The sequence below is a fragment of the Rhizobium sp. A22-96 genome (assembly GCF_053521805.1).
In genome coordinates this window covers 22,756-47,637 of the sequence record NZ_JBNWDQ010000008.1, presented here as the reverse complement: position 1 = coordinate 47,637, position 24,882 = coordinate 22,756, and the positions used below count along the sequence as shown (strand labels likewise).

Sequence of the window (24,882 nt, the reverse complement as noted above, 5' to 3'; positions counted from 1 at the left end):
CACCCGATGGCAGAACGGCTACGGCAGATGGCGCCAAGGCCGGGTGGCTTCAACGGATCGGTTTAGAATGAGGGGTAGATAGGACAAAATGGAGATACCGCGAATTGCCGTCGTCATAACCTGCTGGAACTACGAGGCCTACGTGGCGAACGCAATCCGCAGCGTCGTCTCCCAGGGCTGCGAGGAGTGCGAGCTTGTTGTCGTCGACGATGGCTCTACGGATTCGTCGTGGGATGTCATCCAGCGTGAAGGTGTCACGGCTTACCGGATCGAAAATAGTGGGCAAAGAGCCGCCGGCTTCTACGGGCTCGAACGGACGCACGCACCCTTTATCCTGTTTCTCGACGCAGACGACGAGTTGGCTCCTGGCTCGCTCGCCACGATATTATCCAAGCTGGATAGTGACGTTGCCAAGCTTCAGTTCTCGCTGACGCGCATCGATCACCAAGGAAACGTCACCAGCAGCGGAACAACTCTGGAGGCTTTTCGCGACCGTCATACGATCAGGGATCGCGTGCTGCGCACGGGTGTCTACACCAGCCCTCCGACATCGGGCAATGTGTTCAGGCGCGACGTCTGTGAGTATCTTCGCGAAATGGACTATGATCGGGCGGTCGATGGCATAATCCTCTTCATCGCGCCCTTCATGGGAGATGTGGTGAGCCTTTCGGACAAACTGGGACGGTATCGCGTCCACGGCCGCAACATCTCCGGATTGGGTCGCCCGGTCGATCCGGTTTCACTGCGCGCAGAACTGCACCGTTTTGTATTGCGGATGGAGCATCTGCGCCAGATCTTGACGCAGTATGACCGGGCGGAAGATCTGGTTGCCCCCGAGAAAGCCTATTTCTATCTCGAACGCAGCTTCTATTTGGCGATTGCTGAGGGTCGACGGCCGTCCGCTTCAATCCTTCTGCCCCTGCTTGGGCAGCTCTGGCGAGAATATTATCCCGTGAAGACCAAGGTGACGATCACAGCGTTCTGCCTGCTGACCATGGTATTGCCAAACCGAAACGCCCGTCGCGGTCTTGCCTATCGGCTCAATGCCGGAAAGCGTTCCACAATCGGACTACTTCAGGCGTTGATATAAAGGCTCGACGCCCGCCGTTACGGATCGTGTACGCGGCTATCGCCGATCGGCCAGCTCGAGGCGACCGCCTCCGGCAATCAAGCGGACACCGAGAACCAGGAGTGTCCCGACATAGGCTGCGGCGCCGGTTGTCGCGACAAAGGCAAGCTCCAATATGTGGTTCAACGACCTACCTGCCAATTGCTCTCGCAATATGACAACCCACGCCACCATCACCACGCCAGCAAGCACGATCTTCCAGAGATTCTTCAACTGTGCCGAAATCCCAAGTCCCAGCAGCACCCGTACCTCATTCAGATAGAAGGCAAACATGATTGCCGAGAGAACAACTCTCGCTACGCCGACACCGCTGACTGAAAAGAGATAAAAGCCAACGGAGATCAGCAATATCCGCAGGCATAGATCAATGGCGTTCAGCCTGAATAGAGTGCGAGGACGATCAAGGGCAAGGCTAGCGGAATACAAGGTCTGGAAATAGGGTATAGGGATCACCGCCAGTGACAGAATGCTGAGCAAAGGTGCTGCATCTTTCCATTTTGCTCCGAGCAACAGATCGGTCACAAGGTCGGCCGTCAAAGATATCCCGATGCAAGCCGGCACCGAGATCAGCATCGCGAAGCGGGCAGCCTTGAGAAAGGCCAGCCGCATGCGCTGCGGATCCGAGGTGATGAGCGAAAACGCCGCCATCACCGGCTGGAGTGCTGGCCCTATCAGGCTTTGCGTCGGCACTACGGATACGTCACTCGCAACAGCATAGCGACCAAGCGTGGTGCTGTCGGTCGCGGCGCCAATCAGGAAGCGGTCGAATTGCCAGTTCAGCGCCGAGATCAGCTGCGCGGAACTGAACCAGCCGACGAAGCCGGCGAAATCGGATAGGCGTACCAGGGAAAGGGCTGGTCTGTAGGGTGCCAGCATATAGGAGACCGCGACCGCGGCCATCGAATTGGTGACGAAATTGGCGGCAATCGCCCAATAGCTCCCCCCGGAAAATACCGTAATCATCGCAACGACGAAGGCGCATAGCTTGCCGCTAAATTCGAGAAGGAAAGTTTGCCGGAAACCCAGTTTCCGAACGAAGTGCACCATGGCCGGACTGTAAAACCCCTTGATGATCGGCCCGACGGCAAGAACGGCTATCAGCGGAGTGAGCTGCGGATTGTGATTGAACATCGAGAAGGGCCAGGCGGCGATCATAACAATGACCGCAATCAGCCCGCTCCTTGAAATGCTCAGGGTAAAACCTGTGTCCAGATGACTCTTGTCGATCACGGTTAATCGGACCATCGCCTGGGTGACCGGTACTTCCAGCACCGTATCGACAACGACGACAAGCGACATCGCCAGAGCAGCCAGACCAAAATCCGCAGGTGTGAGGATACGAGCAAAGAACAACAGCGTGCAAAAGTCGATAAGGCGGCCTACAAATCGCGAAACGACAAGCCAACCTGCTCCCTTGAAGGCTTTGAGTGCAAGCATCTCGACTAGGACCCCACCCGTCGCCGGCACGTCTCATCGGCGAGCCGCGCAATCTTTCGGGCATCCAGTGAACGGCGCAATAGCGGTGCTCTCGCGGTTCTTCCAGCCTTCTTTGCCTGAATTTCGGGTCGATGGCCTGATGATCTTCGAGTTAGGCGGTGACCCATGCGCATCAAAACACTCATGAAGCTATCCTTGGCAAACTCAACTGTTCATCGATGCAGGCGCGCCGAAACTCCCCTCAGCACATGCGCCATTTCAAGTGCCGCCAGCAGCGGCGGTTTGAAACGTGGAAAATCACGCGCGATAGCACCCTCGCGCCACAGCTGCGATTTCACAGACTTCAGTTTCGTGGCGAGGTCCGCCGCTTGCGGGCGGTTGAGCACGTGCACCATGTCCGACCGTCCGAAATCCACGGAGCGAGCGCCGACGCCGAGTGCGATGATGTCGATCTTGCCCGGATTGGCGATGGCGCGTTTGAGCCGCAACCAGGCATGGTCGGCTTCGCGTAAAACCTGGGCACCGCTCATGACATGATCGATATATTGCAATGCCCCATGCAGAAGCGGATTTTCGGCGGAAGGATCGAGCGCGCCGAAGCGGATATCACCGCAATTCGCCATGACCGCGCCATCGTCGGTTTCGCTGAAGTAGCGGACTGACTGTACCGCCGGCTCGAACAAGCTCTCGATGATCTGCCAGTATCTTAGGACTGTTGTTTCCGGCTTGAGCGGATCGTATAGATTTTGCTCGACAACCAGACCGGCAACTCTTGGGAAATGATCCTCGCTTAGCCCTTTATAGTTGCAACGAGCAAACTGGATAGTCTCGAACCGGCGATCGGGAAAGCCGACTGTCAACAAACGCTGGGTGCTGCCGTAAAGACCGGTATCGCAAAGCACAATACGCTTTGTGCCCGGCGATATTTCCTCGAGATGACGCGCAAACAATTCGTTCTGCTTGCGAATATCCTCAAACACCGACTGGCCGGCATCTGTATCCAGCAGCGAGAAAAAGCGCGTGGGATCGAAGGTTTGATGCCAGATATCCGGCAATTCGTAATTTTTTCCGCCGAGTGCCCGCGCAACATCCGCAAAACTGCCGCGCTCGAATTCGCGGCCAAGCTCGTCCAGTACCGCAGGACTTCTGGTGATGACCGCAGAACGCGCTGCGACTAAGCGTGAAATCATTAAATTTTCGCGCCTGACATCGAAGGGGAGACCAAGAGCGCGCAGCGTTCGTTCAAATGCTTCCCTGATGCCGATCCCACCTCTTGCGCAGAAGAGCACTGTCGTGTCGCTGCTGCGTTTGGCTTGTTCCGCATAGAGCCAGATGTAGAGGCAGAACTCGGCAACGATCGGCCCGAAGACTTCGCGACCAAAGGATACCGTGTCGGTCGGCTCCATAAGAAGATGTCCACGGCGCTCCGCATGCCGACGAATATGGCTGAACATGCCAGCTTTGGCGCCGTCGACACGCGAGGTGTAGCGTTCAAGCAAGCTTTTCGGCATATGAAGCGTCTTGATCCCCATCCCGTCTGGCACCCGAAAGTCGGCTGCCTCATCGTCACCGATGTGCAGGAGGCTTGACGCAGAAATAGCCTCCGCCTTGAGCACCGCGGCAAAGAGGCCACCGAACCGTTTGCTTGTCTGGGCATCCGCGCTCGAGTAGATCCTGTCAATAAGCCCGGGACCGTGGAAGTGATTGATCAATTCTGCAAGCTGGCCTGTCGAAAGCGCCGTATCGCTCACAGCTATTACCTGCATTCCAGCCTGCCGTTGCTGCCTCAATAAGGTCGCAAGCGCTGCATTTGCCGATAAAGACGTTTTCTCGATCGCAAGTTCTATGGCGATACGCTCATCGACCAGATCGCCCGGCAAACCAAGCATTTTCAGCTGCCAGCTGATAATATCCGTGAGACGCACCTCGCCGACACCCTCGCCAATATTCAGCGCGCGGTAGGCAAATTTCTGGGCAAGAAGGCGACATCTTACCAGCTCATCTATTCCGACGATCAGGCCCCGTTGTTTCAGGAGATGGACGAACTGTGCTTCGCCGGCAGCGATGCGCGAGCGTTGCGATTTTCCTCGCCGCAGAAGCAGCGTGTCGAATACATCGGTCGAAATCACCCTGATTTCGCCCATGCTGTTATCGAGATCGTCGAGGCTTGGCCGCAGCACGAAATACCCCCTCGGCGTTTACCGAAATATTCACAGTCTATAGGTTGTAATTTACTTCAGGACAAACAGGCTTCACCCGAGGGTTTTACCCCTCTCCAATATTCATTGTAACTACATACACGGAAATATATCAAGTTAAATTAAATATAACTCAATATTTCACTCGAATTTCTGTTCCACCTTGCCAATTCTGACGTATTTATACACATTTTCTCGAAATAGATTGATGAAAAATCTTAATTAAACTTTCGTTGTACGTAATTTTAAATTACGCTCATAAAAACTCTGGAGCTGGGGACGACTCCATGGACAATGCAGACCATCTCACCGTTAGCGACGTCATTTCGCAAACTGAACAATTCGACGCCATAGTCCTTGGCGCGGGTATTTCAGGACTTGTGTCGGCATCCGTTCTTTTAAGGGACGGCCTGCGTCGGGTCCTGATCGTTGACGAGTATGACCACATCGGCGGCAATCATATCGATTGGTCATGCGGGGGCTACACGTTTGACATCGGCAGCCTGATATTTCAGGACGATTCTCCGCTGCTCGCTCACTTTCCGGAATTGTTGCCACTATACATCCCGATCGAACCAAGATGGGCGCGCCTCAATCCTCAGGGCATGATCACCACCTACCCCATCTCGGTCCGCGACGATGTCTTCGGAGCCGGAATAGCTGAGACCATCCGAATATTCGCTTCAGTCATCTATGCCCGGCTTTTTCAACGAAACATGCGCAATGCGAGGGAATTTGCACGCTACTGGATAGGTAGCCGTCTCTTGTATCGATCCGGCCTTGAATCCTACATGAAGCGCTTCTACGGGATCGCAACGGACGGCATAGACATCGATCTCGCGCGTAAGCGGATGCTCTGGATCAGTGAGCACGCCTCCATCCGGAACCTGATTGGACGGGCGCTAAAGCGGAAACAGCAAGGGCCGACCAACCGGCAGATGGCACGCCCGAAACAGGGATTCCAATTTCTCTATAGTGCGGCAGCCGAACGGCTGAAAAGAAATGGTGCCGAATTTCAACTGGCAGCCGACATGCAGGCGATCGACAAGGTCGGCGGACAATTTCAACTACAACTCAAGGACAGGATCGTCACGTCCGATCGCATTATTTCAACCATACCCATCCACATGGCGGAACGATTGTGTCGGCGGGATTCAGGACGAAAGTTGGAGACAATCACGCTCATTGGCCTCTATTTCAGTTTTGCTGGTGACCGTGGCTTTTCCCAGTCGATCATCTATAACTTCTCCCATCAAGGCGCCTGGAAGCGCCTCACGATGTATTCCGATTTTTATGGTCTGGTCGACGGTCGGGAATATTTCACGGCAGAAGTCATCGGCAACCATGTCGGCGGCTCGACAGAACGAGCCGAACGCGATTTCAGAGACCATGTTCACACCAATGGCCTGTTTCGCGGCGACCTCAGGCTGGAAGGCAGTCACGTGCTTGACGAGGCCTATCCGATCTATAGCAAAGGGGCTGCCCTGCACGCAGCTGAAGCGATCCGGCAGCTTCGCGACTTCGGCCTAGAATCTCTTGGCCGCCAGGGCGGCTTTAACTACCAACCGACTGCGCGCGCCTCTACGGTTGAAGCGGAAGCTGCGCTACGCATCTCAGTAGGTAGTTAAATTGCATGATATAAAGAATATACCAGAAATAATACGAATATAATTCGAATTTTCATTCGCTAAAATCGGAATTTTTATCATTGATCCGGTGGAAAGACTGTACCATAGTCAAAATGCATCCTTGATATAGAGTGTCTATATTTATCACACATATATATGGTGCGTTTTAATGCGAATTTTACATATCCTCAATCATACAAACAGGCTGAATGGACATGTTCATGCGGCAGTCGATTTAGCCTGTGCGCAGGTGCAGCTGGGGCATAGTGTCTGCGTCGCAAGTGGCGGCGGCGATTTCGACCAAATACTGCATAAGAACAACGTCACGACAGTAATGATCGATCATCATCGCAAACCGATCAAACTACTCAAATCTTCGTTCGCCTTGCGCAAGCACGTGAACCTTTGGCGGCCGGATGTCATACACGCGCACATGATGACGAGTGCCGTTCTGGCATGGCCGATTTGTCGGCTTTCGGGCGTTCCTCTCGTCACCACAGTCCACAACGAGTTTGAAAAGAGCGCGATCCTGATGGGTCTTGGTAACCGTGTCATTGCTGTTAGCGACGCTGTCGGCGCCTCGATGCGGAAGCGGGGAATACCGTCATCGCGGCTTCGTGTCGTCTTGAACGGGACGATCGGCTCGGTCCGTTCCAACGGGCGTGGTCGGAACCCGGTTGTCATGACGTCACCGAGTATTCTTTTCGTTGGTGGACTTCACCCTAGAAAGGGGCTCCCCGACCTCTTCGAAGCTTTTTGCCTCGCCTACAAAGAGCATCCGCAGGCCCGGCTCCATATCGTTGGAGACGGCCCGTTTCATGCCGACTACCGTAGCATGGTTGCCGATATGGAATGCGCTTCCGCCGTCGAATTCCTCGGCGCAAAGGAGGACCCATTTCCTTGGATGATGGCCGCGGACATCTTCGTACTACCCTCGCATGCAGACCCTGCTCCGCTCGTTCTATCAGAGGCTCGCGAGGCGGGCTGTGCCGTCATCGGCAGCAGTGTGGACGGTATTCCGCAATTGCTGGAATATGGCGCGGCCGGAATGCTCGTACCACCACACGATCCAATCGCTCTTGCAGCCGCACTTTGCCACCTCCTTGAAAACCCTGCCCATGTCAGGGAATGGAAAGACAAAAGCCAGGTGCACATCGAGCGCCTGACCATCAATCGCGTCGCACGCGAAACATTGGATGTTTATGGCGGCGTTCTTCCCAAGAACAACAAGAGCGCGTCCGCCGCTGCCTAGACCATGACTGCTTGATGCGACGCACTGATGATCCACCGGACCATGGGAGAACAAGCGATGAGAAGCCTGACATCGCGACGCAATCTTCTGATCGGAGCGGCTTCGCTGGCAACCGGTGGTGGACTATTGCTGACAAAAGGCAGACCGGCGGCGGAAGAGCGCCACGATCCGACCCAAGGCCGCAATATCATCTTCGATGAGAGTTTCGTCTCGCTCGACCAGACGATATGGCACGCGGGCGCCAAGGCGACGACGTTTGACAGCGGATTTTATGGCCGCTCAGCCTTCAGCCGGTTCGGCGGTGAAGAAGGCTTCGACCCTTATTCCATCGTGGACGATCCGTCTGCAGGCAATGGCAAGGCTCTGCAGATCTCGGCTCAATACATCGGCCAGCCCATGCATGTGCCCAATTACTACGGCAACAATCTACCGGAATATCAATGGATCTCCGGCAATATCCAGACAGCAAAACCGGACGGTACGATCCTCAAAGGTTGGCGAGAAGGCTACTTCGAGGCGCGGGCGTGGTTTCCCGCCCATCCTTTGAGCTTTCCTGCTTTCTGGCTGATGAACGGCAGAAGCATCCTGTTTCCGGCAACGAGCATCGAGCTCGATGTCGTCGAGCAGAAAGGATGGGAGCACGAGCTTTACGGCGCCTATCTGCATGAATGGGGAAAGCCGGGCGAGCATCACGAAGGGGTGGGCGTCCCGACGGTCGTCAACATCACAAGCGGCTATTTCCGCTACGGCCTGCTCATCGAGGGCGCGCGGTGCCGCTTTTATTTCGAGCGCAAGCAAATCCTCAATCCTAAGACCGGCGAGCCTGTCGATTGGATCCTAGGGCGCGCAGCGGAGATGGATGAACGACGCGATGTCTTCTGGCCGCTTCTGACGCTCGCGTTGCGTTCGGATGTGCCTTTCCCAAATCCCTTGCTGCCACAGGACCGCCAAACCCATATGCGGATCGACTATATGAGGGTCTATGGGTGACGTGCGCACCTCGCGGGCGAACCGCCAGGAGAAAGGGAAAGGGTGATTCAGGCAATCACCCGTGGAAGACCGATCGAGGCGACCCTCAGCGCATCTGCGTGCACATCCACGACACGCTCGGTGTCATAACTGTCGATGAAACTTTGCCGGAATTCGGCATGCGAGAGCTCAGTCTCGAGATTGTCGCAATAATAGATCATCGCATTGACCAGTTCTTCACCGCCCGCAACTGGCACCAGAAGCCCCAGACGCCTATCGACAAGAATGTCGCTGGGGCCGAATTCGCAATCAGTTGATACGACCGGAAGACCAAACCGCAAAGCCTCGCATATTGCCAACGACCAGCCTTCCCAGCGTGACGTCGACACATAGACATCACTTGCCGCTAAGGCTGGTGACGGGTTGTCCGGATAATGTTCAACGCTCACCACGGTTTCAAGATTTAGGCGCTTGATCTGATCGCGCAACTCGGCCTCGCCTGGTCCGTAACCCACAACCTTCAACTTAACATTCTCGCGAACCTTATGGAGTTCAGCAAACGCTCTTAGAAGGATGTCCTGCCCCTTTTGAACTGAGAAACGGCCGACATTCACGAAGGTGACATAGCCTCTTTCCTCATTCGGCTTGTTCCGAAGAGCGTCAAATCGCCTGACGGGGTTTGGCAGCCAATATTGCCTCACTTTGCTCTTGAACATCGCCCTGAACGACTCGAGCTGTTTGGGCGAGGTGCCAAACACATAGGAAAGCCGCCTGATGAAATAAATTCTCATCAGAAGGAAGAGTATCTTGGCTTTCAGGTGGCTTGGCTCCAACCGCGGATTGCCATGCAGGTGCATGGCAAAATTCCTGCGGATACCGATAGAGGCAATCATGCAGATCACGGTCGGCTCGATCTGCGGGACAACGATAAGATCGTAGTCCTTCCCTTTGAACACGCTCCTCAAAACGAGCATCAATTCTCGTCTATTGCGCACGATTCTATCGATAGTATTGTAACTCTGACTATCGCTTGGCCTGTTCTTGTGCTGAGAGGTGTAGAGAACATCGATGTCAAAATCGGCTGCATATTTATCTGACAGGGCGGTGCATATGGTATCGACAACCCTCTCAATGCCCGCAAAGGAACTGGTGCCAGGCTGAATGTAGAGAATTTTCTTGCGGGCTATGGATGTTGATTGTTCTTTCCCGACCGGAAATTCATTTTTCATCTGCATTCGCCCCGTTCGATCTCTTCAGATTATACCGCCGATATCAAGACACGATACGCATCAATAGTTACAATAGAAACGTATTCAAATCGCTTGTACATGCCGTAATAACGCATTTTTCTACCATGAGCATCACAACGGTTTTCTTCACAACCATCAATCCCGTTAATCTAATCATGTATAGGCTAGCAAGTTATCATTATTAGCTTGAATTGATCCATTTTTCCAGTTTTCCACGCTTCTATTCTGGCAAAAAATGATAGAGCATCCGGCGCGATATGAGATATCTCCATAGTCAGCACAAAATGCCCAATTGGATCAATATCTGGTAGAAATCAACGCTTTGCCAACTTGGCAACAAGCGACGGACAGATCTTGTCAAGAATTGTAGCATTTTCAGGTACGGAATTTATGTAGCTAATGTCATTCGGTTGCCGCCCACTCAAACGGGCATGACTTGTGTCGTTGGTGACCGGCAGGAAAATGTTCAAAGCAAAATGATGTGCATCAGTAGATTAACAATGCTTTTATATGTTCCGGCGACGAATGAACCCGACTCGTATCACCATGCAAAGCATTATTCTATGGGCACATAACGGCTGTAGAACGCAACTTTTCCAGGACCCATTCACAAAGCGGGAAATCCTGATTGCGCTCGAGTTTTACAGATTAGACATAGCGACGTTAGGTAATGTGACGCTCGCAATAGCAAACATTCGAGTGTTGAATACCACATGAAACTAACCAATTTTCCACTTCGTGATAGCCCGCGAACGGCTTAAAACAGTGAGGCACTTCATGGGCCCGCCTTCACTTACCATGGTCAGCGCCAAGCAGAAAACGGGTCAAATCATGACAGAATTCGACACCCATGATAGATCGACTGCATGGACATCTCTAATACTCTCTTTGACCGCCTATCATGAAGAGACGTCACTCGATCTCGCATCGAACGGAAACTGGAAGCTATTCGGTTTTCCGGATGATGGACAATAGCCGGTACTCCGGCCTCGCATTGTCCTCGCCGCTCCCTCTCAGCCCTACGATCCTAAGCGATCGGAGCGCTTCGCCCGCTTTTTCGCCGGATCAGGCGATGGCTGCGTCCGATCACCCGAAATCCAGATCACCACACCCCGCCACACGCGCCACAGACCGGCGGGAATTAGGATTAGTGACAGAAGTCGGTACGCCATTTCTGGAAAATGCAGGCTTCCCCAGATCGCTAAGGCAACTATCGCGAAGCCGCCAACGACGTTCACGACGCTACCTATGGCGAACTCGATTATCAAAGCGTGGACGGCGACAGCAAGGATGCGATCGGCGAAGGAAAGCCCCAGCGCATCCGCCGCCACGAATACGAGAAACACGAACAGCGGCAACATCACCGCTGCAATGAGGATAACCGCGATGATGGCCGGGACAGTCGTCATGGCCACATGCCCCTTGCGAAAAGAAACCTAGTCCGATCCATAGGCATATCGCTTACATCTGAGCTCGATCCGGACGAGCAACTAACCACAGCGCGCCACTTGGCCTACTCAAAACCGCTGCTGCCTTAATCAATCGCTGCTGGACGATAGTTCCGTTGCAGCTCATGACCGATTTTGTGAGGCACACCCACAAAGCATCTTTTTGCCAACGAGTATAGAGGTGTCAAAACAGTGTCCCTAACTCACGCACGCCATTGCTCCACGTTAGTCGGTGTAGCGCTGACATCAGCAACTACCTTATAATATTCAAAGACTTGCCCTCGCAACGTAGTTTGTGGACACAGGCCAGAAAGCAGCGGTCTTGATGGGAATTGAACCGCTGATCACCAGCCGCCTTTTGCAATGGAAGCCCCCACGGTGTTTGGGAGCCACTCTCCGATAGCAGCTCCACCCATTCTTGCTCACTCCGAACTAAAGGTAGCAGATCGATGAAACGCCCATCGAACACGGTTCACAATCTCATATCGCCTGAGGGCTGTAATCGCTGGCGGCAACCGGCATCACCTGCTTCATGACCGCAACGGACTTTTCCAACCCCTCGATGCTGTTAAGAAGCACGTCTTCGTGCTCGATCGAAAGCCACCCATCATATCCAGCCATTTTGAGGCGATAGCAGAATTGACGCCACCACTCTTCGCCATGGCCGAAGCCGAGTGTGATATAGGACCAGCTGCGCGCCGGAATGTCCACCAGCGAGCCGTTCTCCAGCAATGACGTCGTCGCCTGGATCGGGGCGTTGAGCAGCGTGTCCTTGGCATGGACATGATAGATGGCGTCGCCGAGCGCCTGAGCGGCTACCAGCGGGTCCGCCCCCATCCAGAACAGATGCGAAGGATCGAGGTTTGCGCCGATCACCGGACCGATCGCCGCCCGCAGTTTCAAAAGGGAGGGAACGTTGTAGACGCACTGGTTGCCATGCAATTCAAGCGCTATACGTTCGACACCATTTTCCTTCGCGAGCACCGCGATCTCGCTCCAGAACGGCAGGAGCTTCTCCTGCCACTGATATCTCAGGATTTCCTGCGTCTCCGGCGGCCAGCTCGACACCACCCAGTTGGGCATGAGGTCGCCATCGCTGCCTGCAGGAAGGCCGGACATCGTGCAGACGGTCTTTATCCCGAGTTCTCCAGCGATCCGAATTGTGTCCTTGAGGCATTCCGCCTGCTGTGGCTGGGTAGGATGCAGTGGATTTCCGTTTGCATTCAACGCGATGAGCTCGAGGCCGCGCGATTGGAAAGCCCTGCCAAAGGCCCGCCGGGCCTCGGCGCTGGATTTCATCGCAGCCAGGTCAAAATGCGGGGCTGTCGACCATCCGCCGGTATTGACCTCGACGCCGCTGACGCCAAGACGGGTTGCCTCGTCCAGCACCGCATCGAATTCCAAGCCGCCGAGGCTGTCGGAAACAAAGCCGAGTTTCATGTCTAACTCCAATTATCGTGCGTAAAGGCTCGGTCGGTCGACCATCGAAATTACAATTCTCTCGCGCTTCGTCAGCGCTTGAACGCCGGCTTCGGCAACGATTGCGGCGCAATACCCATCCCAGGAATTCGCGGCGATGGCAGGAAACCTGCCGGTTCGCGCAAATTCGACGAAGGCTTTGTTTTGCAGCCGATAGGCCTCGGCAAATCTCGGGCGCCAATCGGGTGCGTATCGCTCGGTTGCCGTCAGATTGGTGTTGTGGATGGCGTGCACAGGCGCGTTCAGGGAAACGGACCCCTTCTGACCAACCAACTCGCCCCAGACGTCATACCCATAGGCGGCATTGTTGTTCACCTCGATGTTGACCAGCTGGCCCTTGTCATTCTCGACAACCATGAAGACGGGCGCGCCGGTGCGTGAGGGATCCAAGCCGGCAGGTTGGAAAACCGATATCGCGGTGTAGTCCGCGTCGAGCACGAACCTTGCCACATCGAACTCGTGAGGCGCCGAATTGGTAATCGCCATCTGGCCGGTGAAATTTGCAGGCGCTTCGACGTTTCGATGGAAGTTGTGCATCATGATGGCGTCGCCGATTTCACCGCCGGCCAGCGCCGACTTCATTTCCCGGTAGGACGGATCATAGCGCCGCATGAAGCCAAGCTGGACGAACTGGCGGCCCTTCGAAACTTCCGCCCTGATGACCTGCAGGCATTCGTCTGAACTTTGCGAAAGCGGCTTCTCGCAAAGGATCGGCTTACCAATTTCGATCGCGGCAAGAGAAAGAGCCGCGTGAGTTTCGTCCGGGCTCGCGATGAGGATCGCGTCGACATCGTCGCGCGAAATGGTTTGCAGCGGGTCGGTAAGAGCATGCGCCGCGCCATAATCATCGGCGATCCGGCGAGCGCGTTCCAAGGATGCGTCGCACACGACCTGCAAGGTGGCTCCGGGCACATCCTCGGCGATCAAACGCGCGTGGTCGGCTCCCATCAAGCCTGCCCCGATAATTGCGATCTTTATTGTCATGAGTTTTCCTGTCTGCTTGTCGATATCGGGTATAATCCATTCATTTCGCCACGCCCGGACATGCGTGGCGAAATCCTGTTTGACGGACTGCCGCCAATCGACAGCTCCCGCCGATAGCGGCTTATCGCCTCCTCGTTGAGCTCGACAATGGCGCAATACACGGCGTTTCGCGTGCCGGCACTGACCGAGCGTTCATTTTGAATGGCCCGGTGAATGGTGGTTGTACCAAGCTCCGTCCTTTTGGCGATCTCGGCGATCGTACAGAATCGCGTCGCTGGAATCTGTCGCATTTTGAGTGCCTTGGCGATGAAGAGCAGCCTTTGTCGACTGCGTCTGGTCTGATGGATCAAGTGCGTGCCGGGCATAGGTCCGACACGCACCTTGGGAGATGTTACTTCTTCATGTACTGAGCGACATTGTCCTTGGTGATCGACTCAAAAGGTACGAGTTTTTCGGCCGGCGCCGGCTCGCCCTTTTTCAGGCCTTCGACGACATCGAAGGCGGCCTTTGCCTGACCAGCGGCGTTCTGAAAGATGGTTTGCGTCATGTCACCGGCCTTGATGGCGTTGAGCGAATCCGGAACACCGTCGACGCCCGAAATCATCACGCCTTTCAGACGGTCGGCACCCTGAAGAGCCTGCAGGGCGCCGAGCGCCATCTGGTCGTTTGCCGCAATGATCGCATCGAACTGCGGGAAGCTCTGGATCCAGTCCTCGGTGACCTTCATGCCTTCGGCACGATCGTAATTGCCCGTCAGGCTGGCAAGGGTCGTCACGTCAGGGCGACCCAGGGCATCCTGGAAGCCCTTGAGACGTCCCTGAGTGTTGGAAAGGCCGAGCGTGCCCTGAAGGTATAGGATCTTGGCATCCTTCGGCAGATGGGCCTTCATGTATTCGCCCTGCAGGCGGCCCGCATCCTCCTCTTTCGAGCCCACGAACGTGTATTTGCCACCCGCCGACTGGATGCCGAGCGCTATCACCGGAATACCCGCTTCATTCGCCTTCTCGACGCCGGGGACGATCCCCTGATAGTCGACCGGCACGACAACGATGGCGTTGACCTTTTGGGCGATGAGGTTATCGATCTGGTCCAGCTGCTTGCTGGCGTCATTATTGGCGTCGGTAAACTTGATGTCGACATCCGGATCGGCCTTTGCCGCAGCGATAAAGGCAGTCTTGCGGGCCATCACGAAAACGTCGGTGTCGGCCATGTTGGCATAGCCAACGACGAATTTGTCTGCGGCCATGGCGGCGCCTGCAGAAAGCGCGGTAGCGGAAACGGCGCAGGCAAGTGCGAGTTTGACGATAAGTTTCATAGGGTCCTCCCATTGGTGATTCAAAGATCGATCGAAGCGCTCGTTGCGCCAACACACAGGTGGTCGTCCGCACGAGCGCTCCATCGCTCGCGCGGCACTGACGATGTCATGCCTTCTTCTTGACCCGGGCCGACTTTGTCCAAACATCGAGGATGACGGCGATTGCGATGATCAGCCCCTTGATGATCTGCTGCCAGTAGGAGCTGACATTCAGCAGATTGAGGATGTTGTTGATGACGCCGATGATCATGGCGCCGATCACGGTGCCGGTGATCGTCCCGGTGCCGCCCATCAGGCTCGTGCCACCGACGACGACGGCCGTGATCGCATCGAATTCGTAGCCGACGCCACCGGCGGGCTGGCCGGAATTGATGCGCGACATCAGGACGATACCCGCCACCCCGCACAGGATCCCGTTGAAGATGAAAGCCTTCACGATGATGCTGCTCGGATTGATACCGGATGCACGCGCCGCCCGCTCGTTGCCGCCAACGGCGTAGACGTAACGGCCGAATTTCGTCTTGTTGAGCAGCACCCAGGAGATGACGACAAAGACCGCCAAAATGAGCACGGAGATCGGTAGCGGCCCGATGGAGCCCTGACCGATGAGCTTGAAATCGCCCAGTCCGGAAACCGGCGCGCCGCCCGTATAGAGCAGGACGGCTCCCCGCGCGACCGTCGTCATGGCCAGCGTCATGATGAAGGAGGGGATGCGAAAAAATGTAATGACGAAACCGTTTACGATGCCGGTTATCGCGCCGACTGTCAGTCCGGCGGTGACTGCAAGCGTGATGCTGCCCGTCATCGCCATCACGCTTGCGGCAATGACGCCGGCAAGTGCCAGCACGGACCCGAGTGAAACGTCGATATGGCCAAGGATGATGATGAAGGTCACGCCGCAGGCGAGCAGGCTGACGACGACAACCTGTCTCAGCACATTCGTCAGATTGGCCTCGGTTAGAAATGTCGGGCTTAACAGCGAGGCAAGAATGCAGATCCCTATGAATATGAGCGTCGTGCCGTATTTGCGATAGACGAGCGCAACGCTCAAGCCGCTTGATCGTGATTGAGGTTTCGAGACGGCGTCATTGGATATCGGTGCCGCAGGTTTCGTAGTCATCAGTGTCCTCCCGTTGCGAGGCGCATGATGCTTTCCTGATCGGCCTCGCTTCTTGTCTGTTCGCCCGTTACACGGCCGTCGCTCATGACCACAACGCGATCGCTCATTCCGAGAATTTCCGGCAACTCGGATGAGATCATGATGATCGCGAGGCCCTGTCGGGCAAACTCCGTCATCAACCGATGGATCTCGGATTTCGACCCCACATCGATGCCGCGTGTCGGCTCGTCGAGTATGAGCAGCTTCAAATCGCCGAGCAGCCATTTCGCCAGCACGATCTTCTGCTGATTGCCGCCGCTCAGGTTCTCCACGATCATGGCCGTGTCCGGCGTCTTGATCTGCAGCATCTTGATCATGCGCTGGGCGGCCGTCTCTTCCTGCGTTTCGTCAATGAAGAGGCCGGAGGCGAACTTCTTGAGGTTGGCGAGCGAGATGTTTTCGCCAACCGACCGACAAAGAATGAGGCCCTCGGCCTTGCGGTCTTCAGACACCATGGCGATCCCTTGAGAGATGGCCTGGGCCGGAGAAGTGACCTCAAGAGCCGCGCCATTCAGCCGGATCGTCCCCTTATCGCATGCATCGAGCCCGAAAATCGCTCTTGCGACTTCCGTTCGCCCCGCGCCGATCAGACCTGCCAGACCGACGATTTCCCCCGCGCGGACAGAGAAGCTGATGTCTTGGAAAAAACCGTCGCGGCAGATGCCTTCGACGGAGAGAACGACATCCCCGATCGGTACTTCTTCTTTCGGAAAGATGCTCGATATGGTGCGCCCGACCATCTGCGAGATCAGCTTGTTCGCGTCATAGTCGCTGGCTGGGCCAGCTGCGATGAACTGACCGTCGCGCATGACGGTAATGTCATCGGCGATCTGAAAGATTTCATCCATTTTATGGGTGATGTAGATGACCGCGACGCCACTCGCCTTCAGATCAGCAATCTGGCGAAACAGCATGGCCACTTCAGTGTCGCTGATCGCCGAGGTCGGCTCGTCCATGATGACGAGCGATGCTTCGCGTGAAATCGCCTTGACGATTTCGATCAACTGCATGGCCGCGATCGACAGATCGCCCATTCGGGTGTCAGGCGCATATTTGAGGCCAATCCGATCCAGCAGGAGCTGCGTATCCGTGTTCATCCTCTGGAAATCGACGAAGCGGGACAACGGGGCCTTTCTCGCCAGGACCGGCTCGCGACCGAGGAAGATGTTCTCGGCGATGGTCATGTCGAGAACCGGGCTAAGCTCCTGATGAATCATGGATATACCGCGAGCAAGCGCCGTGCCCGTATTCTGCGAGCTCAACACGTCGCCCTTGAAGATGATTTCTCCACCATCAATGGAGTAGGTGCCGCTGAGGATTTTCATGAGCGTCGACTTGCCGGCGCCGTTCTCGCCGACGAGCACATGGACCTTACCCGCCCGAACCTTGAGGTTCATCCCATCCAGCGCGAGAACGCCGGGAAATGCCTTGGTGATGCTTCGCATCTCAAGGACGAAATTATCCGCAGTTGCGTTCCCATCAGGTCCGCAAGGGCGCGCGAAATCATTCGCCGAATTGATCGCCGCTGGCATGAACCGGTCCTCCCGAAACAGGATTTTGTGCACTCAGCTCAACCGAGCGCTTCCTCCAATGGGCGGCAAATCACCACATCTTTCCATTTTCTGTCAATTTGCTCGTGGACGATTCTCCCAAATTACATCATAAATGCTTTCACAATTTGGGAGATTCACGATGAGCCGACCGACCATCGCCGATTTGGCAAAGGCAGCAAATGTGGGTGTATCCACGGTCGACCGTGTGCTGAACGGCCGCGACCCGGTTCGCCCACAGACGGCCGAACGCGTGCTACTGGCGGCCGAAAAGATCGGCTTTCACGGGGTGACCGCCATTCGGCGAAGGATCGAGAGCGACAAGCCGGTCATCAAACTCGGCTTCCTATTGAAGCAGTCCCACCGCAAGCTCTACCAGATGTGGGCCGACGTACTGACGAAAGCTGTCGAGCTTTACCCCGAAGCCCATGGACGAGCCATTGTCCGCTTCATGGATGACCTCAGTCCAGCCAAGGCGGCAGAAGCAATTCTGGCGTTGAGCCGCGAGGCGGACGCGATCGGCATGATTACCTCCGATCATCCGCAGGTGAACCATGCCGTCGATGGCCTGGAGGCGGAAGGCATTCCGGTGTTCACGATGATCTCGGACCTTTCCGCGCCGGGCCGGGCCGGTTACGTCGGCAATGACTGCGTCAAGAAAGGCCGGACCGCCGCCTGGTTCATAGACAACGTAAATCCGAGGCCGGGGAAAGTCGCAGTCTTTGTCGGGAGCCATCGTTATCTGGCGCAGGAGCTCTGTGAAATCGGATTTCGATCCTATTTTCGCGAGAGCGCGCCCGATTTCCAGATGATGGAAACCATGGGAACGCAGGAAGAACCTGAGCTGGCCTATGAACTCACACGGAAACTGCTGCGTTCGGAGCCCGACTGGGTCGGCCTCTATGTCGCCGGCGGTGGCGTGACCGGCGTCATGCGCGCACTGCGCGAGGATGGCGGCCCCGCAGCGAAGCGCCTGATGGTCGCCGCGCACGAACTCACCAACGAGACGCGCACTGGATTGGCGGAAGGATTGATCAAAGTCGTCCTCTCACACCCCCCGCGTTTGCTGGCCGAAACCCTGGTTCGCGCGATGGCGGAGGCACTCGATACGCATAGAACACCCCAGGTGTCACAGCATATTCTGCCGTTCGAGATCTATACGGCCGCCAATATTTGACGGTGACACCGGCACTACAGGCCCTTTCATCGGTGATGTTGACGCAAGATCCATTCCAAAACGGACTCGCCCCATGGGGAATACGGTAGGCATTCCGGCGTCCACTCGCCTCGGCTGTCAACTAATCTCCGAGCATGACGATGCCCTTAATGAGATTTCGAGCTGCAACCGCCTCATTCCGTTGTCGATGAACATTCCGACGGTAACCGCATCCGGCGCTGTATGTAGTCTTTGACAAGCCTGCCCAACACATCTCCCCATCGACATCGAGGCGACCGGCACATGTGACCGATCGTTGGGCCATACTGTGCCGTGCTTACGAAACCGTATGGTTTTGGAAAAATCCCGGCAATCTTCCCGCCGTAAAAGCACCAAGCACTGACGCCGCCTCACGGCGCATATCCAAAACGAAGCTGCGGCAGGGCTTCGTGCAAAAGGAAATCAAGCGGCTTCGGCAGGATTATCATGAGCGCTAGCAGCCTTCGCCTGAACAGATCTGCCAATGTCGAAAACTTTCCCGGCGAAAATTCTTTCAGCATGCCTTCGTCAGGTCCGATCGCCCTTCGGCTGAAGACCTACCTCATCAATCTTGATCGGGCCGAGGATCGCCTCACCTTCATGAGCAAGGGACTTTCACGCGCGGGGTTGCCGTTCGAGCGGGTGCCGGCGGTAGACGGCCGGAATATCACCTTCCCGATCCCTGAATTTGACGCCGAAGCATATCGCAGATGCCATGGAAGACGGGCGAATCCATCCGAGGTGGGCTGCTACCTCAGCCACATCGAATGCGTGAGGCGTTTCCTTGCTTCGGGTGAGCCGCATGCCCTCATTCTTGAAGATGACCTGGTCTTTCCGGAGGATTTCGGCGATCTGCTGCGTGGCGCGCTGAACGCCAGGGCGACATGGGACATTCTGCGTCTCTCGACGGTCAATACCGGCCGCAAATATCCCTTTCGGGCAATCACATCGAAGCGGTCGCTCGCCATCGCGCTGACGCGGGAGAAAGGGTCCGGTGCCTACGTCATCAACAGACGCGCAGCCAGATGGATGGTCGAGAAGCTGATGCCGATGAAATTGCCTTTCGATCTCGCCTACGACCTTGAACACTTCGTCGGATTGCGGGCGGTTTTCGTCAACCCGGTGCCGGTCGACCAAATGACCGGTTTTCCGACGCAGATCCAGCAGGGACATCGTCAGTACCGGCTGCCATGGTGGCGCCGCTTCAGCATCTATCCATACCGCGCCTGGTTCGAGGCAACACGTTTTCTGTTTCGGGCAGGAATTCTGCTGCGCTTCAGGTGGATGAAATGACATCGCGTTATTCACTCTCCCAGACGTCGATCGCTGCAATCAAAGCCGGTGATTATTGGAGGACAAGTAGCTCCTTTTGCAAACCACCAACCATGACCGGCAACGGCCCAACTTGATGCTGGCATGCGAGAGACTTTTTGAAATCAAGGCCATGGCCTCATCGGCCAGACATTGGAGAATGAAATATGGACGGTCCGGATTCTATACGGCTCAAGACGACACCAGGTGGCGGTAAAATAGCCTTGGGAGCCATTACCTGTATCGCGATTGCCGGGGCAGCCATCTTCTTCGCATTGCCTGCCAACGAAAGCCAGTCCGCACCGCAGGCTACCTCGCCAGCTCTCGCATCGGTGCCGGTGGAAACTGCATTTGTTTCCAGGCAGGACGTTCCGATCGAACGGTCCGGTCTCGGGTATGTCACGCCGATCACGGCGGTAGATGTGAAGGTGCGTGCCGACGGCCAACTGCAGAAGGTGCTCTTCAGCGAAGGACAGAACGTCAAGGCTGGCGACGTTATCGCCGAGATCGATCCACGTCCCTATGAGGCAGCAATCAACCAGGCACAAGCTGCCTATCGCAAGGATATCGCCCAGCTTGATGCCGCCAAGATCGATGAGGCGCGCGCCAGGAAACTAACAACGACGGGAAGCGGCACAACACAAACAGCAGATACCGCCGCCGCGCAGGTCGCGATCATGGAAGCGACGGCCGCCGGTGAGCAAGCTGCAATCGAGGCCGCCAAGCTTAACCTTAGCTTTGCCACCGTGACCGCTCCAATCAGCGGCCGTGCGGGCCTGCGTCAGGCAGAACAGGGCGCCATCGTTCATACCAGTGACACCACCGGGATCGTAACCATCACGCAAATGCAGCCGATTGCAGTTCTCTTCTCCTTGCCGCAGGACGAACTGCCCGATCTGATTTCCGGCCAGACGCAGAATGCTCTTTCTGTTGCTGTGGACAGCCGGGACGGTGTCCGCCATCTGGCCGACGGCAAATTGTCCGTCATCGATAGCCAGGTCGACATGAGCACGGGCATGGTCAAGCTCAAGGCAGTCTTTGCCAATGACGACCTGGCGCTTTGGCCGGGAGAATTGGTGAGTGCCCGTATTGTTCTGAGGACCGATCGAGGCTCGACTGTCGTGCCCTCGGCCGCCATCCAGAATGGCCAGACAGGTCCCTATGTCTTTATCGTGAAGTCGGACAGCACCGTTGCCACGGTCTCGGTGAAGACCGGCCCGGTCACCGCCGGCATGACGACCCTTCTCTCCGGCCCGAAGCCGGGAGATACCGTTGTGACATCGGGCCAGTCGAGATTGACGGACGGCACCTTGGTCAAGGCGCGTCCTTCGACCGCGAATGTCGCTGCTGCCGGAGATCAGGGTCAATGAGCTTTTCGGAGATTTTCATCCGGCGTCGGGTCGGAACCTGTCTGCTTGCTCTGGGGGTTTTGCTTCTCGGCATCGTCGCTTACATGATGTTGCCGGTCGCATCGCTCCCGCAAGTCGATTTCCCGACGATCCAGATTGAGACCACGCTTCCAGGTGCCAGCGCCGATACAATGGCGACATCGGTCGCAACGCCTTTGGAAAATCAGCTCTCGACCATCGCCGGCGTGTCGCAGATGACCTCGGTCAGTTCCTCTGGACGCACCAATGTCACCATGCAGTTCGACCTGAACCGAAACATCGACAGCGCCGCGCAGGACGTGCAGGCGGCGATCAGTGCAGCCAGTGGCCAGCTTCCCAAGGATCTCCCGAGCGCACCGGCGTTTCACAAGGCCAATCCGGCGGAGGCGACGGTGCTGACACTGGCCCTGACCTCGGACAGACTGCCGCTGACTGAACTCGATCACTACGCAGAAGACATCATCGCACAGCAAATTTCGCAGATGGATGGTGTCGGCCTGGTGGATTTCCACGGGCCGCAACGCCCTTCGATCCGCGTTCGCCTCGATCCCGACAAGGTAGCCTCACGCGATCTCACCATGGAAGATATCCGCACAACGATCGGACAGCAGACCTTGAGCGCGCCGAAAGGATCGGTCACCGGTGGCGGACGAACGATGGTGCTCGACGCCACCGACCAGATCGTCGACGTACCGGCATACAAATCCATGGTCATCGCCTATCGAAACGGCGCGCCGATCTTCGTGCAGGATATCGGCACTGTGTTGACGGCGCCCTTGGATTCGAACCAGGCCGCCTGGCTACAGATGAACCGGTCGGTAATGATCGATGTTCACAAGATGGCCGGTTCGAATGTCCTGGACACGATCCGGGCCATCAAGGATCGGCTTCCCATGCTGCAAGCCTCTCTTCCGGCCGGCATCAAGCTCTCGGTCGTGGGCGACCGCACGCAGATCATCGATGCCTCGATTCGCGACGTCCAGATTACGATGCTGATCACCATCGCATTGGTCGTCATGGTCATTTTCAGCTTCCTGCGCAACCTGTGGGCCACGCTCATCCCGGCCGTCACAATTCCACTTTCGCTGGTTGGCACCTTCGCTGTCATGTATCTGCTCGGCTACAGCCTGGATAACCTGTCGCTGATGGGATTGACCATCGCCGTCGGCTTTGTCGTGGATGATGCGATCGTTGTCATCGAAAACATCGTCCGCCATATCGAAGACGGAAAGCCCAAGCTGCGGGCCGCGATAGAGGGCGCGGGTGAGGTCAGCTTTACGATCGTATCCATGACCATTTCGCTGATTGCCGTGTTCATTCCCATTCTGCTGATGGGTGGCATTGTCGGGCGCCTTTTCCGTGAATTTGCGGTGACAGTAAGTGTCGCGATCCTGATTTCCGGCGCCGTGTCGCTCACCGTCACGCCAATGCTGTGTGCCTGGCTCATCAAGAATGACCACGGCCGGCCCCGCGGCCGCCTCTATCGCTGGTCCGAAATGTTCTTTGACGCCTGCACGCGACGCTATGGCGACGGCCTCGATATCGTGTTGCGTTACCGCCTGATTACTCTCGCGATCACCATCGCGACGCTTGGCGCCACATTGTGGCTCTATGTGGTGGTTCCGAAGGGCTTCCTGCCGCAGCAGGATACAGGTTTCATTCAAGGTCAAGCGCAAGCTGCGACGGACATCTCGTTCGACAACATGTCCGAACGTATGCAGGCACTCGGAAAGATCGTGATGGCCGACCCTGCCGTCGACAATGTCGCCTATTGGATCAACCCCAGCCCTTCCGCCAGCGTCGGGCAGGTGCAGATCAATCTCAAGCCGTTCGGACAGCGAAGCCCGGCGCCGGATGTCATGGCGCGATTGAAAAAGGCGGTCTCAGGTCTTGAAGGCCTGACATTCGGGATGCAGGTCCGCCAGGACATTCAGGTTGGTGGGCGTTCATCTGCTTCTCAGTATCAGTACACGCTGCAAGGCCCGGATCCCGCAGAACTGGACAAGTGGGCCGCGGTGATGACAAAGGCATTGAGCGCATTGCCGCAGCTCCAGGATGTCATCTCTGACAAGCAAAAAGCCGCAAGCAGCGTGACGCTCGATATCGACCGCGCGACTGCGGCACGACTGGGCGTCAGCATCGAGGCGATCGACGAGACGCTGTATGACGCCTTCGGCCAGAGACAGGTAGCGACGCTGTTTACGCAGGTCAGCCAATATCATGTGGTCATGGAGGTGGACCCGCGTTTTGCCCTGTCTCCAGAGGCGCTCGGCCATCTCTACGTCCGATCGGCGACCACCCAGAAACTGGTGCCGCTCAGTCTGTTGGGCTCGCTGAAGACCGGCGTGATGCCCGTCTCGATCAACCACCAAGGCTCGATGCCCGCAACCACACTGTCGTTCAATCTGAAACCGGGCGTCGCGCTGAGCGATGCGGTAACGGCGATCCATGGTGCCGAGCAGACCGTCGGCATGCCGATCACGATCATCGGCTCCTTCCAGGGGACGGCACAGGCTTTCCAAGATTCGCTGAGCAGCCAGCCATGGCTCATTCTGGCCGCCGTAATCGCCGTCTATATCGTTCTTGGCGTTCTTTACGAAAGCGCGATCCATCCGTTGACGATCATATCGACCTTGCCTTCCGCCGGTCTTGGCGCACTCTTGGCGCTGAGGTTATGCGGTCAGGACCTTTCCATCATGGGGATGATCGGCATCATTCTCCTGATCGGCATCGTCAAGAAGAATGCGATCATGATGATCGATTTCGCGCTGGAGGCGGAACGAAACCAGGGGCTGTCACCGGTGGAGGCCATCCGCCAGGCCTGTCTGCTTCGTTTTCGGCCCATCATGATGACGACCCTTGCAGCCCTTCTCGGCGCCCTGCCATTGGCGCTAGGAACGGGTGCGGGCGCCGAGCTTAGGGTGCCGCTCGGAATCGCGATCGTCGGCGGATTGATCGTCTCGCAGATGCTTACTCTCTTCACAACGCCCGTCGTTTATCTGGCGCTCAATAGCCTGTCGCGCCCACGTACCAACGCCGGTTCGCATGCCTACGAACTAGTCCGCCGCGCCAATATGAGCAGGGAAGCGGCGAATTCGCGATAGATAGGCCATTCGTGAGAGAATAAGACCTCATGAAAGGGTGAGGTGGCGGCAAGACTAAAAAGGAAAATCCGGTTGGCAATGCCACC

At 56.3% G+C, this 24,882-nt stretch carries 17 protein-coding genes; 8 read left to right on the top strand and 9 right to left on the bottom strand.

Annotated features, from left to right (window positions below; all coding sequences use genetic code 11):
- Window positions 1-88 precede the first annotated feature (88 nt).
- Window positions 89-1,090: a glycosyltransferase family 2 protein gene (locus ACQZ6F_RS29770; RefSeq protein ID WP_077471626.1), complete on the top strand. Its 1,002-nt coding sequence runs from the start codon at window positions 89-91 to the stop codon at window positions 1,088-1,090.
- A gap of 36 nt (window positions 1,091-1,126) precedes the next feature.
- Here the strand turns inward: ACQZ6F_RS29770 and ACQZ6F_RS29765 are convergent, their stop codons facing one another.
- Both ACQZ6F_RS29765 and ACQZ6F_RS29760 read right to left on the bottom strand, forming a co-directional pair.
- Window positions 1,127-2,566 carry an oligosaccharide flippase family protein gene (locus tag ACQZ6F_RS29765; protein ID WP_449094837.1) on the bottom strand — a complete coding sequence of 480 codons (1,440 nt, stop codon included), beginning with the start codon at window positions 2,564-2,566 and terminating at the stop codon, window positions 1,127-1,129.
- A 212-nt stretch (window positions 2,567-2,778) separates the two neighbouring features.
- Window positions 2,779-4,746 carry a hydrolase gene (locus tag ACQZ6F_RS29760; protein WP_449094836.1) on the bottom strand — a complete coding sequence of 656 codons (1,968 nt, stop codon included), beginning with the start codon at window positions 4,744-4,746 and terminating at the stop codon, window positions 2,779-2,781.
- Between the two features lie 305 nt (window positions 4,747-5,051).
- Between ACQZ6F_RS29760 and ACQZ6F_RS29755 the strand changes: the two genes are divergently transcribed.
- The 3 genes from ACQZ6F_RS29755 (at window position 5,052) to ACQZ6F_RS29745 (ending at window position 8,634) form a co-directional block, all read left to right on the top strand.
- On the top strand, window positions 5,052-6,392 hold the full coding sequence (locus ACQZ6F_RS29755) for an NAD(P)-binding protein (protein ID WP_449094835.1): 1,341 nt from the start codon (window positions 5,052-5,054) through the stop codon (window positions 6,390-6,392).
- Window positions 6,393-6,561: 169 nt separating this feature from the next.
- Window positions 6,562-7,644: a glycosyltransferase family 4 protein gene (locus tag ACQZ6F_RS29750; RefSeq protein ID WP_077471622.1), complete on the top strand. Its 1,083-nt coding sequence runs from the start codon at window positions 6,562-6,564 to the stop codon at window positions 7,642-7,644.
- Window positions 7,645-7,701: 57 nt separating this feature from the next.
- Window positions 7,702-8,634, top strand: coding sequence for a 1,3-beta-glucanase (locus ACQZ6F_RS29745; RefSeq protein WP_449094834.1), 933 nt, complete (start codon window positions 7,702-7,704; stop codon window positions 8,632-8,634).
- Between the two features lie 47 nt (window positions 8,635-8,681).
- Here ACQZ6F_RS29745 and ACQZ6F_RS29740 read toward each other — a convergent pair whose 3' ends face one another.
- From ACQZ6F_RS29740 to ACQZ6F_RS29710, 7 genes are all read right to left on the bottom strand, one after another.
- A complete protein-coding gene (locus tag ACQZ6F_RS29740; RefSeq protein ID WP_449094833.1) occupies window positions 8,682-9,842 on the bottom strand; it encodes a glycosyltransferase in 1,161 nt (386 codons plus the stop codon).
- A gap of 1,040 nt (window positions 9,843-10,882) precedes the next feature.
- A complete protein-coding gene (locus ACQZ6F_RS29735) occupies window positions 10,883-11,272 on the bottom strand; it encodes a hypothetical protein (protein ID WP_449094832.1) in 390 nt (129 codons plus the stop codon).
- A gap of 519 nt (window positions 11,273-11,791) precedes the next feature.
- A complete protein-coding gene (locus tag ACQZ6F_RS29730) occupies window positions 11,792-12,751 on the bottom strand; it encodes a sugar phosphate isomerase/epimerase family protein (RefSeq protein ID WP_449094831.1) in 960 nt (319 codons plus the stop codon).
- 12 nt (window positions 12,752-12,763) lie between these two features.
- The gene (locus ACQZ6F_RS29725; RefSeq protein ID WP_449094830.1) at window positions 12,764-13,774 is read right to left on the bottom strand and encodes a Gfo/Idh/MocA family oxidoreductase; all 1,011 of its coding nucleotides are present in this window, start codon (window positions 13,772-13,774) and stop codon (window positions 12,764-12,766) included.
- A gap of 391 nt (window positions 13,775-14,165) precedes the next feature.
- The gene (locus ACQZ6F_RS29720; RefSeq protein ID WP_449094829.1) at window positions 14,166-15,089 is read right to left on the bottom strand and encodes a sugar ABC transporter substrate-binding protein; all 924 of its coding nucleotides are present in this window, start codon (window positions 15,087-15,089) and stop codon (window positions 14,166-14,168) included.
- A 106-nt stretch (window positions 15,090-15,195) separates the two neighbouring features.
- Window positions 15,196-16,209, bottom strand: a complete 1,014-nt coding sequence (locus ACQZ6F_RS29715; RefSeq protein ID WP_449094828.1) for an ABC transporter permease — start codon at window positions 16,207-16,209, stop codon at window positions 15,196-15,198.
- The gene (locus ACQZ6F_RS29710; protein ID WP_449094827.1) at window positions 16,209-17,780 is read right to left on the bottom strand and encodes a sugar ABC transporter ATP-binding protein; all 1,572 of its coding nucleotides are present in this window, start codon (window positions 17,778-17,780) and stop codon (window positions 16,209-16,211) included. The genes ACQZ6F_RS29715 and ACQZ6F_RS29710 overlap by 1 nt, the downstream gene beginning before the upstream one ends.
- A 160-nt stretch (window positions 17,781-17,940) precedes the next feature.
- Here ACQZ6F_RS29710 and ACQZ6F_RS29705 point away from each other — a divergent pair, with 160 nt between their 5' ends.
- The 4 genes from ACQZ6F_RS29705 (at window position 17,941) to ACQZ6F_RS29690 (ending at window position 24,796) form a co-directional block, all read left to right on the top strand.
- Window positions 17,941-18,975, top strand: coding sequence for a LacI family DNA-binding transcriptional regulator (locus tag ACQZ6F_RS29705; protein WP_449094826.1), 1,035 nt, complete (start codon window positions 17,941-17,943; stop codon window positions 18,973-18,975).
- 465 nt (window positions 18,976-19,440) lie between these two features.
- A complete protein-coding gene (locus tag ACQZ6F_RS29700; RefSeq protein WP_449094825.1) occupies window positions 19,441-20,286 on the top strand; it encodes a glycosyltransferase family 25 protein in 846 nt (281 codons plus the stop codon).
- A gap of 185 nt (window positions 20,287-20,471) precedes the next feature.
- On the top strand, window positions 20,472-21,674 hold the full coding sequence (locus ACQZ6F_RS29695) for an efflux RND transporter periplasmic adaptor subunit (RefSeq protein ID WP_449094824.1): 1,203 nt from the start codon (window positions 20,472-20,474) through the stop codon (window positions 21,672-21,674).
- Complete coding sequence (locus tag ACQZ6F_RS29690; RefSeq protein WP_449094823.1) at window positions 21,671-24,796, top strand: efflux RND transporter permease subunit; 3,126 nt, start codon at window positions 21,671-21,673, stop codon at window positions 24,794-24,796. The genes ACQZ6F_RS29695 and ACQZ6F_RS29690 overlap by 4 nt, the downstream gene beginning before the upstream one ends.
- The last annotated feature ends 86 nt before the right edge of the window (window positions 24,797-24,882 follow it).

Excerpts from the sequence above, each read along its gene's own strand:
- ACQZ6F_RS29770 (WP_077471626.1), top strand. The coding sequence starts at position 89 with ATGGAGATACCGCGAATTGCCGTCGTCATAACCTGCTGGAACTACGAG.
- ACQZ6F_RS29765 (WP_449094837.1), bottom strand. The coding sequence starts at position 2,566 with ATGCTTGCACTCAAAGCCTTCAAGGGAGCAGGTTGGCTTGTCGTTTCG.
- ACQZ6F_RS29755 (WP_449094835.1), top strand. The coding sequence starts at position 5,052 with ATGGACAATGCAGACCATCTCACCGTTAGCGACGTCATTTCGCAAACT.
- ACQZ6F_RS29750 (WP_077471622.1), top strand. The coding sequence starts at position 6,562 with ATGCGAATTTTACATATCCTCAATCATACAAACAGGCTGAATGGACAT.
- ACQZ6F_RS29745 (WP_449094834.1), top strand. The coding sequence starts at position 7,702 with ATGAGAAGCCTGACATCGCGACGCAATCTTCTGATCGGAGCGGCTTCG.
- ACQZ6F_RS29740 (WP_449094833.1), bottom strand. The coding sequence starts at position 9,842 with ATGAAAAATGAATTTCCGGTCGGGAAAGAACAATCAACATCCATAGCC.
- ACQZ6F_RS29735 (WP_449094832.1), bottom strand. The coding sequence starts at position 11,272 with ATGACGACTGTCCCGGCCATCATCGCGGTTATCCTCATTGCAGCGGTG.
- ACQZ6F_RS29730 (WP_449094831.1), bottom strand. The coding sequence starts at position 12,751 with ATGAAACTCGGCTTTGTTTCCGACAGCCTCGGCGGCTTGGAATTCGAT.
- ACQZ6F_RS29725 (WP_449094830.1), bottom strand. The coding sequence starts at position 13,774 with ATGACAATAAAGATCGCAATTATCGGGGCAGGCTTGATGGGAGCCGAC.
- ACQZ6F_RS29720 (WP_449094829.1), bottom strand. The coding sequence starts at position 15,089 with ATGAAACTTATCGTCAAACTCGCACTTGCCTGCGCCGTTTCCGCTACC.
- ACQZ6F_RS29715 (WP_449094828.1), bottom strand. The coding sequence starts at position 16,209 with ATGACTACGAAACCTGCGGCACCGATATCCAATGACGCCGTCTCGAAA.
- ACQZ6F_RS29710 (WP_449094827.1), bottom strand. The coding sequence starts at position 17,780 with ATGCCAGCGGCGATCAATTCGGCGAATGATTTCGCGCGCCCTTGCGGA.
- ACQZ6F_RS29705 (WP_449094826.1), top strand. The coding sequence starts at position 17,941 with ATGAGCCGACCGACCATCGCCGATTTGGCAAAGGCAGCAAATGTGGGT.
- ACQZ6F_RS29700 (WP_449094825.1), top strand. The coding sequence starts at position 19,441 with ATGAGCGCTAGCAGCCTTCGCCTGAACAGATCTGCCAATGTCGAAAAC.
- ACQZ6F_RS29695 (WP_449094824.1), top strand. The coding sequence starts at position 20,472 with ATGGACGGTCCGGATTCTATACGGCTCAAGACGACACCAGGTGGCGGT.
- ACQZ6F_RS29690 (WP_449094823.1), top strand. The coding sequence starts at position 21,671 with ATGAGCTTTTCGGAGATTTTCATCCGGCGTCGGGTCGGAACCTGTCTG.